Here is a 17,839-nt window from a genome sequence, read left to right on the forward strand (position 1 = left end):
TAGGTTGAAAAGGTTACGCTTTTGTTAAGAAAAAAAGTTAGCTTATCACTTCAGAAATTTTAAAATCAATTAAACTCTCCTAAATAAGTCCGCATAAATTTTAAGGCGTACGTAATATGATATTTTACCGTATCGATTGAAACGTTAAGTTCATCAGCAATTTCCTTATTAGAATAATGTTTGATCCGGCTGAGAATAAAAACCTCTTTTGATTTTTTAGGAAGTAACGAGGCTGCTTTGTCAACCGCTATTTGTAATTCATCATAAAAAATAGAATCTTCGGTTGCATTATGGCTGTTATAAGAAACGGTATTTCGGTCTAAAACTTCCTGAATATATTGATCTGTTACCGTGTGCGATTTGATATAATCTAAGGTTGTATAGCGAACTGAAGTGTAGATGTATGCTGCAAAACTTTTTTGAATTACAATTGTTTTACGTCGTTCCCAGATGGTGGTAAAAACTTCCTGAACAATTTCTTCAGAAATTGGAATTGATTTCATCCTCATGTAAACAAAACGCACCAGTGAATCACGGTATCTAAAATACAGTTCGTCAAAAGCTTTATCTTTTCCTTGTTTTAATAATTCAACAAGTTCTTCATCAGAATAACCTTTATACATAATACTTCACTTTATTATTATTGGCCAGGAAAATAATGTCTGCGAAAACATTTATTTTGTGAAGTATTCTTACTTTAAAAAATGACATATACTACAATAGTTTGTTTAATAATATGTCTTCAAAATTAAAAATGAGGGTAGGTCGGTTAGGTTACGTTTACATTAATAAAACAGCAGGATTATGAAACATTGTATTAACATTTCGTATTGTTTGTTACCAATAGAATAAAAGAAACCGGAAAGAAGAAAATTAATGGCTGTCCTGCTAAAGAAATGGAAATTAGTTCGCCTTATAATTCAGAGTTTTCTTTTTCAAAAAAAAGTTAATACATTGAAAATGTGAATTATATAACTTTTAAATTTTAAACTATAAAATTATTATGATTAACAGCCTTATATTTACCATCCCGCATTAAGTTTTGTAATATATGATAAAAATTTAAGCGGAATTATTAACCTCTAAATACTGATATCATGGATTTTGAAGTAAAAGAAAATGACCGTCGATATGATCCGGATTTTCAAAATGAAGAAACTACATTTAGAAACCAAGAATCTTTTTGTTTATATGATTCCATAACAATATGCAGTGATCAGGAAATCAGCCAATATTTTAGAGGTCAAAGCAATAATGTTTCCTGGGACGATGAAGATGATGATGACAGCCTTTATGATGAAGATGACAATTATTACGAAGATGAAGAAGAAAACCTGGAGAGCTATGACCGGCCATTATAAGCTCCCTGCTAATAAATAATCATATAAGCTATCTGAAATCAGATAGCTTTTTTTGTGGCGCAAAATAATTTCTTTATTTGAAAACAGTAACAGCGTCGGCAAGATTTTGGCTGGAAATAAAATCAGCAATAAAATCTTTTACTTCATTTCTGCTTTCTGCAGAAGTTGCAAAAGAATTGATATGATAATTTTCGTCCTGATCTAATATATGTATTATTTCAGTGTAGCCTTTGGAGATTAAACTGCCTTTTAACTTAATTACATTAAACTGCTCACGTCCGTCTAATTCTTTGCGTACTTTTAGTTTTATAGCTCGTTCCATATATTAATATTTAAATTAATCCCTTAACTATTTCTTTATCAAATATAAACATTAGCATATTTAAGTATATAGAAACCAAAGCACTAGTTATTAACTGTTTATTAGCATATTATCAACAATTAAGAATTATACTATTAAAAAATAATAGATACAAAGAGACAGAGATGCAAAGTTTTTTTTTAAAACTTTGACAAAGAAAAATCCCAAATTAGATACTAATTTGAAACCTTTGTCACTTTGTATCTCTGTCACTTTGTACCTTAAAAAAAACCTACGAATACTCTCCATCCTTAACCTTAAAAGCCCAGGCAGCCATTGCCTCAATAACAGGCAGTAAACCTTCTCCGGCATTGCTAAGTCTGTAAGTTACAAAAGGAGGTACAACTGGTTTTGCTTCTCTAATCACAAGACCATCTGCTTCTAATTGTTTTAAATGCTGAATAAGCACTTTTTCTGTAACAGCAGGAATTGCTCTTTTTAATTCGCTGTAGCGTTTATTGCCTTCTGATAAATGCCAAAGAATTATGGGTTTCCAATAACCGCCTATTTTTTCCATTACAAAAGTTACAGGGCATTTTTCCAGTGCGTACTGCTTATTTTCCTGAATTGTCGATGATACTTTAATTGCTGTCATGATACATACTATAGGGTAAGTACTTGTATAAAAGTAAGTACAAAGATACCTTTGTGACAGTAATAAAAAAATTATTTAACATGAAAATTATAGTATCAGGTTCTTTAGGGAACATAGGAAAACCATTAACCGCAAAACTTGTTGATGCCGGTCACGACGTAACCGTAATAAGCAGTAATCCAGACAGAAAAACAGATATAGAAAATCTGGGTGCAAAAGCTGCTATAGGTTCTGTAAGCGATGTCGCTTTTTTACTGGAAACATTAAAGGGTTCAGATGCGCTTTTTGCAATGACACCGCCAAATTTAGGAGGAGCAAATGTAATCGCAAATACAACTGCAGCCGGTAAATCGTTTGCAAAAGCAATTGAAGAAGCTAAGGTAAAAAGAGTTGTAATGCTAAGCAGTATTGGTGCTGATTTACCATCTGGAACCGGGCCAATTACAGGGCTTCATAACATTGAAAAATTGTATAATGAACTAAATACTTCTGTCACTTTTTTACGAGCAGGTTTCTTCTTTACTAATTTTTATAATGATGTTCCGCTGGTTAAAGGGGCCGGAATTATCGGATCTAATTATCCATCAGATATAAAAATCCCGTATGTGCATCCTGAGGATATTGCACAGGCTGCAGCCGAAGAATTACAGCATACTCCGGCTGGAAAAAATATCCGATATATTATTAGTGATGTTCGTACTCCGGGTGAAGCTGCAAAAGTTTTGGGAACTGCAATTGCAAAACCAGAACTGCCTTGGATAGAATTTACAGATGAGCAGGCCCTTGAAGGAATGGCACAGGCCGGAATACCAGAAGAAATTGCCAAATTATATGCCGAAATGGGAACCGGCTTAAGAAACGGAAAAATCATCGAACATTTTACAGCAAGCAAAGCAGCTGTTGATGGAAAAATAAAATTGGAAAATTTTGCCCGGCAGTTTGCAACAAAATTCTAATTACAAGTAAAAGCAAAAAAAAAAGCAGCAAAGATAATTTGCTGCTTTTTTTTTGCTTTTAGGAAATCTTAAATAAATCAATTCTAAAAATCACAAATTTTTCAAATACTTCCCTTCCCGTAATTTTTCTTTAGAAAAAATAGTGTTATTTTTACACTTATTGTCGTTTTTAAAACTTTATACTTTACTAACCAACCAAAATGCCACAAAAAATGAGATATCTCCTTATTAGTTTTCTTTTATTTACAATTTCAAATTCGCTTCAGGCACAGCGTCTTTCAACATTAAGCCCCGATAAAAATATAAAACTTGAAGTTTCAGTAGTTGATGGTCTTGCTTACTACCAGATATTTCATCAAAAAGAAGAATTCCTCGAACAGTCGCCTTTAGGATTAATGAGTTCCGCAGGAGATTTTACAAAAGGACTTAAATTGATTGGCAGTAAAACAGCTAAAATTCAAGAATCTTATAAACTAGATCGCTCTAAAGTTAGTCAGGTGAATTATAAGGCAAATGAAATTAAATGCATCTTTACAAATACTGCTAATGATACTCTTAATATCATTTTCAGAGTTACCAATACAGATGTCGCTTTTAGTTATTTAATACCGAAAAGCAAAAAAAACAATGGGAACTGTATCATCGAAAAAGAAATTACAGGTTTTAAACTTCCTTTAAAATCGACCACTTTTATTACACCGCAGGCTCCTCCGTTAAGCGGCTGGGAGAAAACAAAACCATCATATGAAGAAGAATATACGAGAGAAGAACCTATTGCATCGAAATCGCAATACGGATTAGGTTTTACTTTTCCGGCACTATTTCACGTCGAAAATAAAGGCTGGCTTTTAATTTCCGAAACTGGCATCAGCGGTAATTATCCAGGAACCCGATTGAGTGATGCATCTCCAGATGGAATCTATACGGCTGTTTTTCCACAAGAAGGCGAAAACAACCATAACGGACCAATAACAGCCTCTGGAGTTCTGCCTATGCAGACTTCATGGAAAACGATAACACTTGGCAAAACTTTAAAACCAATTGTTGAATCAACAGTTTCAACAGATGTTGTGAAACCGCTTATAAAAACTTCAAAAATATTCAATGCAGGCCGCGCAAGCTGGAGCTGGATTGTCTGGCAGGATGAAAGCTGCAACTACAAAGACCAAAAAACTTTTATTGATCTTGCAGCCACTATGAAATGCGAATTTATCTTAATTGATGCGCTTTGGGATGTTAATATTGGAAAAGAAAAAATAGTCGAATTAATAGATTATGCTAAATCAAAAAATGTGGGTGTACTGCTTTGGTACAATTCAAATGGAAACTGGAATACTGCCCCACAAACACCAAAAGACAAAATGAGTATGCCAGAAGCCAGACGTGCAGAAATGCAATGGCTGCAGCAAATTGGGGTAAAAGGCTTAAAAATAGATTTTTTTGGCGGAGACAAACAGCAGACTATGAAACTTTATCATGATATACTTACTGATGCTGCAGAATTTGGACTGAATATCAATTTTCATGGTACTACCCTGCCCCGCGGCTGGGAACGAATGTATCCTAATTATATGACAAGTGAAGCTGTACTTGCATCAGAAAATTTAGTTTTTCAGCAGGCATTTAGTGACAGATATCCTTCGACTGCAGCTATTTACCCTTTTACAAGAAATGCAGTAGCTTCAATGGATTTTGGTCCTGTTTTTCTTAACAAACGTTTGCATCGTGAACCAAACAAAGGTACTATTCGCCAGACTACTGATGCTTTTGAAATGGCAACAGCAGTTGTTTTCTTTTCGGCAATACAACATTGGGGATTAACACCTGAAAACTTAACTGAAAAACCAGCCTGCTTATTTGATTATCTGAGAAATGTTCCAACGGTTTGGGATGAAACACTTTTTATAGACGGCTATCCGGGCAAATATTGCGTAATTGCCCGCAGAAAAAATACAAAATGGTATGTTGCCGCAATCAATGGTGAAAATAAAGCAAAAACCATCACGGTGAATTTACCAATGCTGAAAGGCAAAAATGTTTCTATAATAACTGATGGCGAAGGTGCTGAATCAAAATTCAATAGTAAAAAACTGGAAAACGCTTCCTATAATCTGGAGCTTTCTGCAAATGGCGGAGCGGTTTTATTTATGCCTTAAACCTATAAATTTAAAATAAAAAGCGGCTCAAACGGCCGCTTATATTTTTATATTTTAGGTTCTTTTAGTCCCAATTATTCTTTTTTGAAATACTAAATTTTCCTCCTCCGGTAAAAAACAAAGCAATTGCCGTAAAGAAATACAATCCCAAAAGTTCCAGTTCCCATCCTCCGTGATCGCTAATTTTAAAAATATCCTGACTATGTGCCATTAAAACTGCAACTAAACAGTTGAAAGCTAAAATCAAAGCAGCAATTCTGGTTCTAAAACCAATTATAATTAAGATTGGTGCCAAAACTTCACCTACGATAACTCCATAAGCAAAGAAACCCGGAAGTCCTTTTTCAACAAGCATTCCGCTTATGAAATCTAAACCGCCTTTAAATTTTGAAATACCATGCAAAAGCATTAAAAATCCAATTGTAATACGAAGTATTAACAAACCAAAATCGTTGTTTTTTTTCATTTTTTTAATAATTAGGTTAATAAAACAATTCAGTATTTCATACCTAACAATTGTTCTGTATGATAGCTGCTAAGAGTAAAAATAGTAAAATTATATTTGGAATCAGCATTTGTTTATTTATGAAAAATATTATTTATAAATAAACAAACATTCATTTATTATTATATCTTTGTGATCAATTCAATATAAAAATCCTTTCATTTGAGAACAAGAGACATTAATAAAGAAGAATTAGTTAAAGAAAAAACTATAGAAATGATTGTAAAGTATGGCATCGAAGGCTTTGCAATGAACAAACTTGCCAAAGAATGCGGTATTTCTGTAGCAACACTTTATATTTATTATGCTGACAAAGAAGATCTAATTAAAAAAATTGGAACTGAAATGGGCACTTACTTTTTTAAAAGCTCGCTTAAAGATTTCTCGCCTGATATGCCTTTTGCAGTAGGACTCGCCAAGCAATGGGAAAACAGATCAGAGTTTATGCTGAAAAACACTGATAAAATTGCCTGCTGGGAAATTCTTCAAAATTCTAATTATGGTGAATATATCGTTAACGAAAGTTTGATTGAACTCAAAGAAATCATGACGAAGTTTTTGCATGGAGCAATCGAAAGAAAAGAAATCGTACCCGTATCAAAAGAGGTTTTCTGGAGTATTGCTTATGGCCCGTTGTACAATTTACTTCGTTTTCATGAAAAAGGGAAAGGACTTGGGGGCACCACTCCATTTAAATTAACAAATGAAATACAACAAGAAGCTTTTCGCTTAGTAATTAAAGCATTAACACCTTAAATTTTATGTTATGAATGTATTGATATTTGCAACTAATGTAAAAACAGAAACTTGTAAAAACAAAATCGCAACCTTTTTAGACGCAAACAAATCTATACTGCAATGGAGTATTGATCAGGAAGATATTGATTGTGTATTAAGAATTATAAGCGAAAAACTAAATGCAGATCAAATTATTGATTTATTGAATTTTCACAATTTTGACTGCAGAGAACTACAATAATATATGAACGAAAAACAAACTATCGCACCCAGTTTTAATGGCTATCAAAAACTGGTAATATTTCTTTTAGCCATGACACAATTTACAGTTGTACTCGATTTTATGGTAATGTCGCCGCTTGGGGATATTATGATTAAAACATTAAAAATTACGGCATCTCAATTTGGTATTGCCGTTTCTGCTTACGCTTTTAGTGCCGGAATTTCCGGATTGCTTACGGCTGGTTTTGCAGATAAATTCGACCGAAAAAAATTACTGCTTTTCTTTTACATCGGATTTACAATCGGAACTTTATTCTGCGCCCTGGCACCAAACTTTTTTCTGCTGGTTGCGGCGCGCGTTTTCACCGGATTATTTGGCGGTGTAATTGGTTCTATCTCTCTTGCTATTGTGGCCGATTTATTCAGCCTGCAGCAAAGAGGTAAAGTAATGGGATTTATCCAAATGGGATTTGGTGTGAGTCAGGTTCTCGGAATTCCGATTGGTTTATACATTGCAAATGCCTGGGGCTGGCACGTTCCGTTTTTATGGATCGCAGCGATGGCGGCTATTATCACAATAATTTTATATGTAAAATTAAAACCTGTTACGGAGCACTTACATTTGAAACAAGAAAAAACAGCCTTGAAACATTTGATACATACTATTTCTAAAAAGAATTATCAGGTTGGATTTTTAGCTACTGCCCTGCTTTCTATTGGAGGTTTTATGATGATGCCTTTCGGAAGTGCGTTTGCCATCAACAACCTTAAAGTAACAAATGAGCAGTTGCCATTATTATTTATGATTACCGGAATTGCAACTTTAATTACAATGCCTTTTATTGGTAAATTAAGCGATAAAGTAAATAAATTTAAAATCTTTGCATTAGCTACAATATCTGCTGTGATTCTAATAAACATTTACGCTCAATTTGGCCCAACTCCATTTTGGATTGTACTGCTTATCAATGTATTTATGATGGCAGCAATAATGAGCAGAATGGTTCCGTCAACGACTTTAACCTCTGCTATTCCAGATCCTCAGGATCGTGGTGCATTTATGAGTATTAACTCCTCTTTACAACAAATGGCCGGAGGTTTTGGTGCTGTAATTGCCGGATTAATCATTTATCAAAAAGACAGCTATGCACCGTTAGAACATTATGATATTCTGGCAATGACGGCTTCTGGAATTATGTTACTTACTATCTTTTTAGTATTTAGAGTAAGTAAAATTGTTGATACCAAAACGAATAAACTTTAATCTGAATTTTATTCTTCAGAATTAAACAAATTCACAAATAGTAAAGAGCTGCCTCAAAATTCGAGGCAGCTTTTTTGTTATAAATCTTTTGTTAGTCTTTAGTGACTTAATTGGTCACTTTTTGATGTCAGATTTATCATTCCATAGGAATGTTTCATAGGTAGAAAAAATAAAAACCAGCCACATTTGCGTTCCGTAGGAACGTTTGATAGGTCAGATTATTAAAAACAATGTCTAAATCAAACGTTCCTACGGAACGTAACCCGTTATAACAATGTAATTTTCTACCAATGAAATGTTCTTACAGAACATACAAACATCTAAAATAACATAGAGGTTGTTCGATTTTTAAAACAGCCTTTTTATGCTTATAACCCAGCCGAATAAAAACTCTTTTTACATCCGACACTAATTATAACCTCATAGAAAACTCAATTTCAATATGTTATAATCTTTAAGCTAATGTTAATTTTTCAAACTTTTAACAACTAATCTAACATTATAAAAGTTTTAGTACCAAAAAAAATCGCTTTTGTGACATAAAATCTTACTCCTATGTCAATTTATCAATAGCTCCTATAGATCTGCGGTAACTTTAGTTTAAAAAAACAAGCTCAATATAAAAACTAATACTACTGTATCGAGGCAAAGTAAAGCTGCTAATACTTATGCTTCAAAACTTGCTGAAACAGCCAATGGTACAAGCCAGCCTTTACTTTTGGAGGAATCACTGCATCTATACACAACGTACTTATGTTAGTATATTGGACTTAAACATGTTATATCAAAAAAACTAATCAATAACAACAATGTTTAACCCTTTAATTCTCAAAAACTAACATCATGGAACCTAATTCCCACATTAAACTCTTTTTAGAGGTTTCGGCGCTTCTTACGGGTTTCAGTAAAACTGAACTCAAAGCAACCGGAATGCTGGAAACCTACTACAACACGATCCAGAAAAACATGGACAAACAAGACATAGATTATTTCTTTCTTGATGTTCATGCGCTTTTAAATGACAAGTCCAAAAAAAACATTGAAGCTGCTTTAGCCTCACAATTCATGGCTGCTTCAGCTTACAACGGATTAGCAAAAAACATCATTATCCTTTGGTATACCGGAAATTGGGGCAACGATGTAGTATCATCAGCTTCTTACATTCAGGGGCTTATGTGGAATGCGGCACATACACATCCGCCGGGAGCAAAACAACCTGGTTACGGTTCATGGGCAGAACGTCCGCTTACAGTAAAAAATTCATAACAAAAAGGTAATCATCAAATGGAAAATAATTATGATGTAGTAATTGTTGGTTCTGGTATTGCCGGATCAATAATAGCAAAGGTTCTTACCAATGCAGGTAAAAAAGTTTTAATGCTGGAAGCAGGTCTTTCTGCAGGTATAGCAATGGATCAGGATGCTAATTATAAAAACTATCAGGATTATCTTAATACGTTTTATAATGCTTCTGCAAAAGTTCCGAATTCACCTTATCCGAACATAAAAGATGCTCCATCTATAAATGTTCTTGACATTCAGAAAATCCCAAAAAACGAACCTTCAACAAAAGGATATTTGGTGCAGATGGGACCGCTTCCTTTTGCAAGTGATAATACCAGAGCACCGGGCGGAACAACACTGCACTGGCTTGGAACTACACTTAGAATGCTGCCAAACGATTTTGTAATGAAATCTAAATACGGTGTTGGTGTAGACTGGCCTATCAAATATGAAGATATGTCCCGCTATTATCAAATGGCCGAAAACGAAATTGGCGTTTCAGGAAATGTAGAAGATCAGCATTATCCTATCAAAGAAAAAAACATTTTCGGTAAAGATTATGTGTTTCCAATGAAAGGCATTCCGACAAGTTACCTTGACGGCGTAATGAAAAAGGTAATTGATAAAAACAATAAAATTAAACTTAATGGCAAAACTTACGAATTGTCTTGTATCAGTACACCGCAAGGACGAAATTCAATTCCGAATCTTAATTACAATATCAGCGGTGTAGAATGGAATCCTGCTGCAAAAACATTGGAACTTATTAAAAATGATGCTGAAGATTATAACCCTGTTGGCTCAAACTGGGATCAATATACAGGTCAGCGCTGCGAAGGAAATGCAAGCTGCGTACCAATTTGTCCGGTTCAGGCGAAATACAATGCCTTAAAAACATTTAGAAAATGCGACATGGGAAATCTTGTCGTAAAAACACAAGCCGTGGCTTCTAGATTGTTAATCAACGAAACTTCAAACTGGATTAACGGTGTTGAATACAAAACCTACATCAAAGGAAGTTCTACTGAATACGAAACACATACGGCAAAAGGAACATTGTATGTAATGGCCTGCAGTGCGATTGAAAATGCTAAATTATTATTAGCGTCAGGAGCGGCAAACAGCAGCGATCAGGTTGGACGTAATTTGATGGATCACATGACGGTTTTAAGATGGGGATTATCAAAAGATCCTATTTATCCGTATCGTGGTCCGGGTTCTACTTCTAACATTCCAACTTTTAGAGATGGAGATTTTCGTAAAAACCACGCCGCATGGATTTTACCGCTGGACAACTGGGGCTGGGCATGGCCAACCGGATCGCCTGGAACTGATGTTATTAATGCCGTTAATGAAGGCATTATTGGAAAAGAACTTCGCGCCAAAATCGAAAATCTGGTTACAAGACAATTCTTTACACACTTCGAATGCGAACAGGCTCCAGATCCTGATAACCGTGTAACAATTGATCCTGAATACAAAGATAACATTGGCAATTACAGACCTGTAATTCATTATAAAGCAACAGAATATATGCTAAAAGCTTTTGAAGCATCGGGAATTGTTTCTGAGCAAATGTTCAGCCAATGCGGTATCGAAGATTTTACTTCATACAATCCGGCTTCAGATGCTGATTATGTGACTTACAAAGGCAAAGGCTACACTTTTGCTGGTGCCGGACACATTGTTGGAACGCACAGAATGGGATTCTCAAAAGAAGATTCTGTTGTTGATGCTAACATGCGTACATGGGATCACGAAAACTTGTACTTGGCTGGCTGTGGAAATATGCCAACCCTTGGAACTTCAAACCCAACCTTAACTATGTCTGCCCTAACTTTTAAAGCGGCAGAAGCTATTCTTCAACAACTTGAACAATAACAATTATGGAAAATAAATTATTTCAAAAGAACAATCCAAATCGTCAAAAGCTAATCAAACCAATTGCTGATCTGGATATTAACGAAGAGGTTTACTCCGTTGCTACAGATAATGTCTTTATTGCTGATAATGAATTCAATGCCGACGCACCTGCAATAGCCAAAAAAAGTACATTGAAAACATCGTTGAAAATGGCTAAGAAAGATGTAAAAAATTACATCAAAGACCTTAAACATCTTCAGGATTGTCTTAGAACCGCTTTACAATTAGAGCTTTCAACGATTCCTCCTTATTTATGCGGACTTTATACTATTAAAGAAGGCAGCAATGTCGAAGCGGCAGCACTTATTAGAAGCGTTGTTGTGGAAGAAATGCTGCACATGGTTTTGGTTTCAAATATTCTTAATGCCATTACAGATCCAAAAACGATAAAAAAAGGCGATAAACTTTTTAATGTAAAAGATATTATTCCAGTTTACCCTACTCCGCTTCCGGGCGGTATTGTTCCGGAAGTTCCTAAAGGATCGCCGCCTTTTGAGGTTCATCTTCTAAAATTCTCCAGAGAAGCAATAGATGAATTTTCAACAATCGAGAGACCTTCTGATCCTAAAGCTCCAATTACCGGACATTTTGATAGTATCGGCCAGTTTTATGAAGCGATTCGTTATGGTTTGCTTCGCTTAAATCAAACAACTCCGGGCGGAATTTTTATTGGAGATCCAAAACGCCAGATTACTCCTGAACATTATTATGGAAGCGGCGGTAAAATCACAAAAGTAGTAACCTATGAAGATGCCGAAGAAGCGATTGGAGAAATCGTAGGCCAAGGTGAAGGTATCGACGGAACTATTGCAACGGAGCAGGTTTTGTTTGGAGAAGATATTGAATATGCACATTATTTCAAGTTTCAGGAAATCTGTTTTGGAAGAATGTACAGCGCCAATGATACCAATTTTCAAATGCCTGTAAAAAGTATTCCAACAGGTAAGCCATTTACAGTAAGCTGGTCTTCTGTTTATAACATGAAAGCAAATCCAAAAATGAAAGATTACGAACATAATCCTGAATTGCTGGAAAAAGCCAAAGACTTTAACAAAGTATATGTACAGCTTCTAAACGGAATTAACGATGCGGTAAGCGGTGAACCTGACCTTCTTATTAAAGGAATTACAGTAATGTATGAACTTAAATACAAAGCGCTGGAATTACTAAACATTCCGCTTGAAAATGGCGAATGCGCAGGGCCAACATTTGAATATGTAGAAGTGTAATACGAATAATGGTGTAAATGTGTCGTTAGACACTCAATATCGGCATTCGCAATTGTACTTTGTTTGTAGCGTACCTACGGCACGCTGAACTTATTCTCAACTTATATTTTCTACCGATATTTTGTGCCTAACGGCACATCTACACATAACTAATAACTAATAACTAATAACTAATAACTAATAATTCAAAAAACTATGTATTACCCACTTGAAGCAAAATGGACCATTCTGCCCGGAAATGAAGAAAAAGCAAAAACTGCTTTAATTCAATTGGCAAAAGATGTTCAGGAAAACGAACCGGAAACTTTATTGTATATGGTTCACGTTCCAGATTTCAACCAAAAAAGTCTTCCGACCCCGCCACAGGGTCAGGTTATTTTTTGGGAAGTTTATGAAAATCAGGATGCCTTTTTTAAACATGTAAACGGTCCCATATTCACAGAATTTGTAAAAACTTACGGCGATTTATTTCTAAGTGATTTTAGTACACCGCCAAATGTTTTCATGACCACTGAAGTATTATTTCAGATTCAGGGATTTAGCCGAAAAGCACTTTAAATCCTCTAAACAATTTTATACCCTATCAAAAACAAAATCAATTCAAAAAAAATAAAATGGCATTAGAACAAAACAATCCGTTAGCAAATCTGAACCTGTCGGGTTTAGAAAAGCTGGAAACAAAAACAGTCAATAAAGGACTTAAATCAAAATTTAAAGCCGAAGCTGTAGAAACTGCCCCAGTTAATCTTGGTGTATTACAATCATTAGTTGGAACTTGGGTTGGCCCGGGATTCAATATCATTGAAGTTCCAAATATGAATCAGGCAAAACCGGGTCCGCCGCCGGCTGATAAATTTAAAATCATATTAAATTCAACGGCAGAAACTTTTACTTTTTCATCCATTGGAGGTGATATTATCAATCGCGGAAACGCACAATCTGATATAACTTTTCAAGGACTGCATTACTTACAGCAAGTAGACGATGTAAATCTTCCAAGTGGTCAAAACGGAATTCATTTAGAAACGGGATTATTCTTAAATCTTCCAAGCGGCACTGATCCGGCGGTACAGCCAAGTATCGCCAGATTAGGTTCAATTCCGCACGGAGATTCCATTTTAGCTCAAGGAACTTTTTTTACTGTAAACGGCCCGCCGCAATTTGAAGTGGCAGATCCTACTCCATTTTTTATTGTAAACGGAAAAAGAGTAAACGATACCAGCGAAACTTATTTATCACAATTGGTAAATGCCGTTCCTCCTCCGGGAATTCCAAAAGAAGTAATTATGAACCCGAATATCCTTTTGGAAAATGCCATTAAAGGACAAAATATTATTGAAACAGTCGTAATCTTTTTAGATGCAAACCCAATTGACGGCGTGGCAACTCCTGGCGCAACTGCTCCTGTTGGCGGGATTACAAACATTCCGTTTGTAAATGTAAATGCCAATGCCAATAGTCTTTCGGCAATTTTTTGGATAGAAACCGTTCAAAATGAAGATGGTTCAAAATTCTTTCAATTGCAGTATACACAAACCGTAATCCTTGATTTCCCCGTTTTTGCCCCAGATGGAAGCGTTGTCGAAATTAAATGGCCTCATATTTCAGTAGCAACACTTCGTCTTCAGCAATAAATTCTGAAGAAAAATCAACTAAAAACATTTAAAAGAAATTCAAAATGGAAAATTCAAATAACGCACCCATGTTGCTGCACAGCACGTACTTCAATTTGGGTACTAGTAATACTCAAGGCATTGTAGAAGCCTATATGGCCGAAGCCAGACAATACCTTTCTGAATCTGTTGGAATGATTTCGTTCTGGATTGGCATAAGAGCAGATGATATGATCCGCCCTGAAAATGATCTTAATTATGACATTGCCATGCATCAGCTTTTTGTAAACGAAGATGCTTTTAATATCTATAACTCAAATGATTCTGCACACAATCAATTTGTTATCGATGTAAACAGATGGGTTCCGGGCACAACAAGACGAGTTATGGATGCTTATGTTACGAATCTTATTATTGGCGGAAATTCATCAGAACCACAAACTATTGGTGCCGATGGAAATTATCCGCAAAGTATGTTTCATGACCTGTATTTCTCTCTAAAAGATAAATCGCCGGAAAACATTAAAAAGTTTACGGATATCTGTGTAGAATATTTATCAGGACATCCGGGAATTCAACTGTTTACAACCGGAGGATTAACAGACATTAAAAGAAATGTTTCTGTTCGAAATTTTGATGTTGCGGTTTCAATTATCTACGAAAGTAAAAAAGCGTACGATGATTATCTGACAAGCAAAAAGCACGAAGATTTTTTTCCTGCAGCAGCCGGAATGATTGACAACACGTACATTTTTGATTCTTATATAAAATATCAGTCAAAAGTGTATTCGCTTACCAGATAAAAAATTAACCAAAAAAAACTAAAATCATGATAGAAACAGCAATTCAGGAATTAGTCCGTGAACTGAGCGGCTATGTGCTTCAGCCCGGAGATTCAGAATATGAAGAAGTTATAAAAATTGATAACGGACGAATTCAATTCAGACCTCGTTTAATCATTTTTCCTGCCGTAGTTGAAGATGTGAGACTGGGATTAAAATTTGCCATCACTAATAATCTTCCATTTTCAATAAAAGGCGGCGGACACAGTGCTGCCGGATATTGTCTTAATGAAGGCGGTGTTGTAATTGCAATGAAAAATTTAAACAGAATTACATTCAATCCTAAAAAAGAAACCGTTACGGCAGAAATGGGCGTAATCTGGTACGATGTTTACAAATTCATGCAGGCAACCAATACAGGATTAATTCCTGTGGGAGGCGGCTGCCCTACTGTTGCACCTCCGGGATTTATGCTTGGCGGCGGTTATAGTTTTGTTTCCCGTTCGTACGGAATGAGTATCGATAATCTTGAAAGTTTAAAAATCGTTACTCCAGATGGCGAATTACGTCACATTGGTGTACACAGTACATCTACAGAAGATATTGATCTTTTCTGGGCTTGTTCTGGCGGTGGCGGCGGAAACTTTGGTATTGTAGTCGAAATGGAAATGAGAGTTCGTAAACCATTAAGCAAAAAAATGTTAGTGGGACAAATTCGATACCCGCTGGAAATGGCCGAAGATGTTTTAGGCTACTACAACGACTGGGTTGAAACCGTACCAAATGCAATGGCTGTTTATGGTTTTATGGGAAATCAAAAAGACCTAATTGATAAAACGACCAATGTAAAAGTGCTGGGCTTAACTCCGGTTTTTAATGGTGATGGTGCCGAAGGAATTGATTTGCTTCAGGGGCTTTTGAAACTAAAACCAATTAATGCCGATTTGTTTAATATGACGCTTCCTGATTGGGAATTCTACAACGGTTACACCACAAGAGTTGCCGGAAGAAGTTCGTACATCCGTTCTACCGTTCTTCCAAAAGGCGGAATGAACAATAAAGTAGCAAAGGTTATTGTGGATTCAATGAGCAAAGCTCCATCTGCAGAAAGTTTTGCTGTTTGGACACATGCCGGCGGTGCAATCGAAAATGTTGCTGCCGATGCAACGGCCTATGTACACAGAAACAGTCGTTTTATTCCGGAAATTAAAGCCATCTGGGATTTAGACAAACCTGGCGACACGCTGAAAAATGTTGAATGGGCTTATGAATTCTTCGAAAGATTATCTGATGCCGGAAATGCTACAGGAGCTTATGTAAACTATATTGATCCTTTGCAGCACAACTGGGCACAGCAATATTATGGAAGCAATTACAAACGTCTTTTAGAAATTAAAAAGAAAGTGGACCCAAACAACTACTTTAATTTTCAGCAAAGCGTTGGTTCACCATTTAATCCAACAAAAAAGCTTACAGACATCAGCCCAATAAACCGAACCAGAGTATAATTCCTTACTAATTCAAATCCTCGAAGTTTTAGTATAAATCTTCGGGGATTTACTATTTAAAATTAAACTAACCAATTAAATATCAATATTATGTCACCAGCATCTGAAATAATTAGACTGCTCAATTTGCAGTTAAACAGTACCGAAGGCGGTTATTTTGCCAATACTTACCCTATTCCGCCTGTAGAAAACTCTCCTTGCAGTGCCATTTATTATTTTCTGGATAATTCCCGCTGCTCTATTATGCATAAAGTTACAGGAGATATGCTGTATCATTTTTATGCCGGAAAGCCTGTAGAAATGCTTTTATTATATCCTGAAGGTCATACACCAAAATCTGAAGTCTGCATTTTTAGTAATGATATTGCCAAAGGCGGAAAACCTATGAAAGTAATTCCGGGCGGAACCTGGATTGGGTCAAGAATTAAAAGTAAAGATTCCTGGAGTTTAATGGGCGTATCGATGGCACCTCCTTTTAATCCTAATAATTACTTTTTAGGAGATCGTGATACCTTAATTGCCCAATATCCTGAACATAAAAAACTAATTACTGCCCTTACAAATCCCTCATAAACAGGCACATTTTGAAATTTTTTAAAAAATATTCTTTTTTTTTGTTTGTATATATGACCAATCGGTCATATATTTGTACCGTTAAATAAAACCTATCATGGCAAAAGGTGAAGAAACTAGACAATTTATTTTAGAAAAAGCCGCTCCTATTTTTAATACAAAAGGGATAGCAGCTACTTCTATGAGCGATATTATGGAAGCAACCAAACTGTCTAAAGGAAGTATGTACGTACATTTTGAAAATAAAGAAGTACTTGCCTGTGCCGCTGTCGATCATAATGTAAAAGTTTTAACAGCTAAACTTCAAACAGCATTAAGTAAAACCAAAACATCAAAGGAACAATTATTTGCTTATATAGATTTCTTTAGTGATGCACTTCAGCCGCCGGTTATTGGAGGCTGTCCGTTATTAAATTTTGGAACGGAAGCCGATGATACCAACCCAATCGTAAAAGAGAAAGTCAATAGCGCCATTCGTTCCGGTCAAGTGCAGCTTTCCGGCATTATCGAAAATGGAATTGCAAACGGCGAATTTAAACCTGATTTAAAACCAGCTGATTTTGCAACTGTAATCTTTGCCATGCTCGAAGGCGGACATTTAATGTCAAGAATGTCTGGAAATAATGATAAAATGCAAGTCATTATCAGGACCCTAAAAAATTTAATAGACCAAAACAGTATCTAATTTTTTTTATCAAAAAAATGACCGATCAGTCATATTTATAAATAACAATTTCAATGTCAAAAAACAAATTCAATTTCAATATCA

19 protein-coding genes are annotated in these 17,839 nt (G+C 35.4%); 15 read left to right on the forward strand and 4 right to left on the reverse strand.

Annotation, left to right across the window (positions count from 1 at the left end; translation table 11 throughout):
- Positions 1 to 65 precede the first annotated feature (65 nt).
- Positions 66 to 623 carry an RNA polymerase sigma-70 factor gene (locus AABD74_RS17295; protein WP_232682000.1) on the reverse strand — a complete coding sequence of 186 codons (558 nt, stop codon included), beginning with the start codon at positions 621 to 623 and terminating at the stop codon, positions 66 to 68.
- A gap of 474 nt (positions 624 to 1,097) precedes the next feature.
- Here AABD74_RS17295 and AABD74_RS17300 point away from each other — a divergent pair, with 474 nt between their 5' ends.
- On the forward strand, positions 1,098 to 1,361 hold the full coding sequence (locus AABD74_RS17300; protein ID WP_232682001.1) for a hypothetical protein: 264 nt from the start codon (positions 1,098 to 1,100) through the stop codon (positions 1,359 to 1,361).
- A 73-nt stretch (positions 1,362 to 1,434) separates the two neighbouring features.
- Here AABD74_RS17300 and AABD74_RS17305 read toward each other — a convergent pair whose 3' ends face one another.
- Positions 1,435 to 1,683, reverse strand: coding sequence for a hypothetical protein (locus AABD74_RS17305; RefSeq protein WP_232682002.1), 249 nt, complete (start codon positions 1,681 to 1,683; stop codon positions 1,435 to 1,437).
- Positions 1,684 to 1,954: 271 nt separating this feature from the next.
- Positions 1,955 to 2,317 carry a winged helix-turn-helix transcriptional regulator gene (locus AABD74_RS17310; RefSeq protein WP_406843708.1) on the reverse strand — a complete coding sequence of 121 codons (363 nt, stop codon included), beginning with the start codon at positions 2,315 to 2,317 and terminating at the stop codon, positions 1,955 to 1,957.
- A gap of 80 nt (positions 2,318 to 2,397) precedes the next feature.
- On the opposite strand from AABD74_RS17310, the gene AABD74_RS17315 reads away from it, so the two are divergent.
- Together AABD74_RS17315 and AABD74_RS17320 are read left to right on the forward strand one after the other, a co-directional pair.
- A complete protein-coding gene (locus AABD74_RS17315; protein ID WP_406843709.1) occupies positions 2,398 to 3,273 on the forward strand; it encodes an NAD(P)H-binding protein in 876 nt (291 codons plus the stop codon).
- Between the two features lie 212 nt (positions 3,274 to 3,485).
- On the forward strand, positions 3,486 to 5,429 hold the full coding sequence (locus AABD74_RS17320; protein ID WP_406843710.1) for a glycoside hydrolase family 97 catalytic domain-containing protein: 1,944 nt from the start codon (positions 3,486 to 3,488) through the stop codon (positions 5,427 to 5,429).
- Between the two features lie 64 nt (positions 5,430 to 5,493).
- Here AABD74_RS17320 and AABD74_RS17325 read toward each other — a convergent pair whose 3' ends face one another.
- Positions 5,494 to 5,895 carry a DoxX family protein gene (locus AABD74_RS17325; protein ID WP_232682007.1) on the reverse strand — a complete coding sequence of 134 codons (402 nt, stop codon included), beginning with the start codon at positions 5,893 to 5,895 and terminating at the stop codon, positions 5,494 to 5,496.
- A gap of 201 nt (positions 5,896 to 6,096) precedes the next feature.
- Between AABD74_RS17325 and AABD74_RS17330 the strand changes: the two genes are divergently transcribed.
- From AABD74_RS17330 to AABD74_RS17385, 12 genes are all read left to right on the forward strand, one after another.
- Positions 6,097 to 6,690, forward strand: coding sequence for a TetR/AcrR family transcriptional regulator (locus AABD74_RS17330; protein ID WP_232682008.1), 594 nt, complete (start codon positions 6,097 to 6,099; stop codon positions 6,688 to 6,690).
- A gap of 10 nt (positions 6,691 to 6,700) precedes the next feature.
- The gene (locus AABD74_RS17335) at positions 6,701 to 6,913 is read left to right on the forward strand and encodes a hypothetical protein (protein ID WP_232682009.1); all 213 of its coding nucleotides are present in this window, start codon (positions 6,701 to 6,703) and stop codon (positions 6,911 to 6,913) included.
- A gap of 3 nt (positions 6,914 to 6,916) precedes the next feature.
- Positions 6,917 to 8,158: an MFS transporter gene (locus AABD74_RS17340; RefSeq protein WP_406843712.1), complete on the forward strand. Its 1,242-nt coding sequence runs from the start codon at positions 6,917 to 6,919 to the stop codon at positions 8,156 to 8,158.
- Between the two features lie 843 nt (positions 8,159 to 9,001).
- The gene (locus tag AABD74_RS17345) at positions 9,002 to 9,424 is read left to right on the forward strand and encodes a sugar dehydrogenase complex small subunit (RefSeq protein WP_232682011.1); all 423 of its coding nucleotides are present in this window, start codon (positions 9,002 to 9,004) and stop codon (positions 9,422 to 9,424) included.
- Between the two features lie 18 nt (positions 9,425 to 9,442).
- Entirely contained in the window at positions 9,443 to 11,323 is a 1,881-nt protein-coding gene (locus AABD74_RS17350) for a GMC family oxidoreductase (protein WP_232682012.1), read from the forward strand.
- Between the two features lie 5 nt (positions 11,324 to 11,328).
- Positions 11,329 to 12,594 carry a ferritin-like protein gene (locus AABD74_RS17355; protein ID WP_406843713.1) on the forward strand — a complete coding sequence of 422 codons (1,266 nt, stop codon included), beginning with the start codon at positions 11,329 to 11,331 and terminating at the stop codon, positions 12,592 to 12,594.
- Between the two features lie 195 nt (positions 12,595 to 12,789).
- Positions 12,790 to 13,152 (forward strand): putative quinol monooxygenase, encoded by a 363-nt coding sequence (locus AABD74_RS17360; protein ID WP_053472730.1) that lies wholly within the window; start codon positions 12,790 to 12,792, stop codon positions 13,150 to 13,152.
- Positions 13,153 to 13,208: 56 nt separating this feature from the next.
- On the forward strand, positions 13,209 to 14,228 hold the full coding sequence (locus AABD74_RS17365; RefSeq protein ID WP_232682015.1) for a heme-binding protein: 1,020 nt from the start codon (positions 13,209 to 13,211) through the stop codon (positions 14,226 to 14,228).
- Positions 14,229 to 14,272: 44 nt separating this feature from the next.
- Entirely contained in the window at positions 14,273 to 15,010 is a 738-nt protein-coding gene (locus tag AABD74_RS17370) for a hypothetical protein (protein ID WP_406843714.1), read from the forward strand.
- Between the two features lie 26 nt (positions 15,011 to 15,036).
- Positions 15,037 to 16,497: an FAD-binding oxidoreductase gene (locus AABD74_RS17375; protein WP_232682017.1), complete on the forward strand. Its 1,461-nt coding sequence runs from the start codon at positions 15,037 to 15,039 to the stop codon at positions 16,495 to 16,497.
- Positions 16,498 to 16,587: 90 nt separating this feature from the next.
- Entirely contained in the window at positions 16,588 to 17,070 is a 483-nt protein-coding gene (locus tag AABD74_RS17380; RefSeq protein WP_406843715.1) for a cupin domain-containing protein, read from the forward strand.
- Between the two features lie 97 nt (positions 17,071 to 17,167).
- Positions 17,168 to 17,755: a TetR/AcrR family transcriptional regulator gene (locus tag AABD74_RS17385; RefSeq protein WP_232682019.1), complete on the forward strand. Its 588-nt coding sequence runs from the start codon at positions 17,168 to 17,170 to the stop codon at positions 17,753 to 17,755.
- Positions 17,756 to 17,839: the final 84 nt, after the last annotated feature.

This window comes from Flavobacterium soyae (assembly GCF_045348165.1).
GTDB lineage: Bacteria > Bacteroidota > Bacteroidia > Flavobacteriales > Flavobacteriaceae > Flavobacterium > Flavobacterium soyae.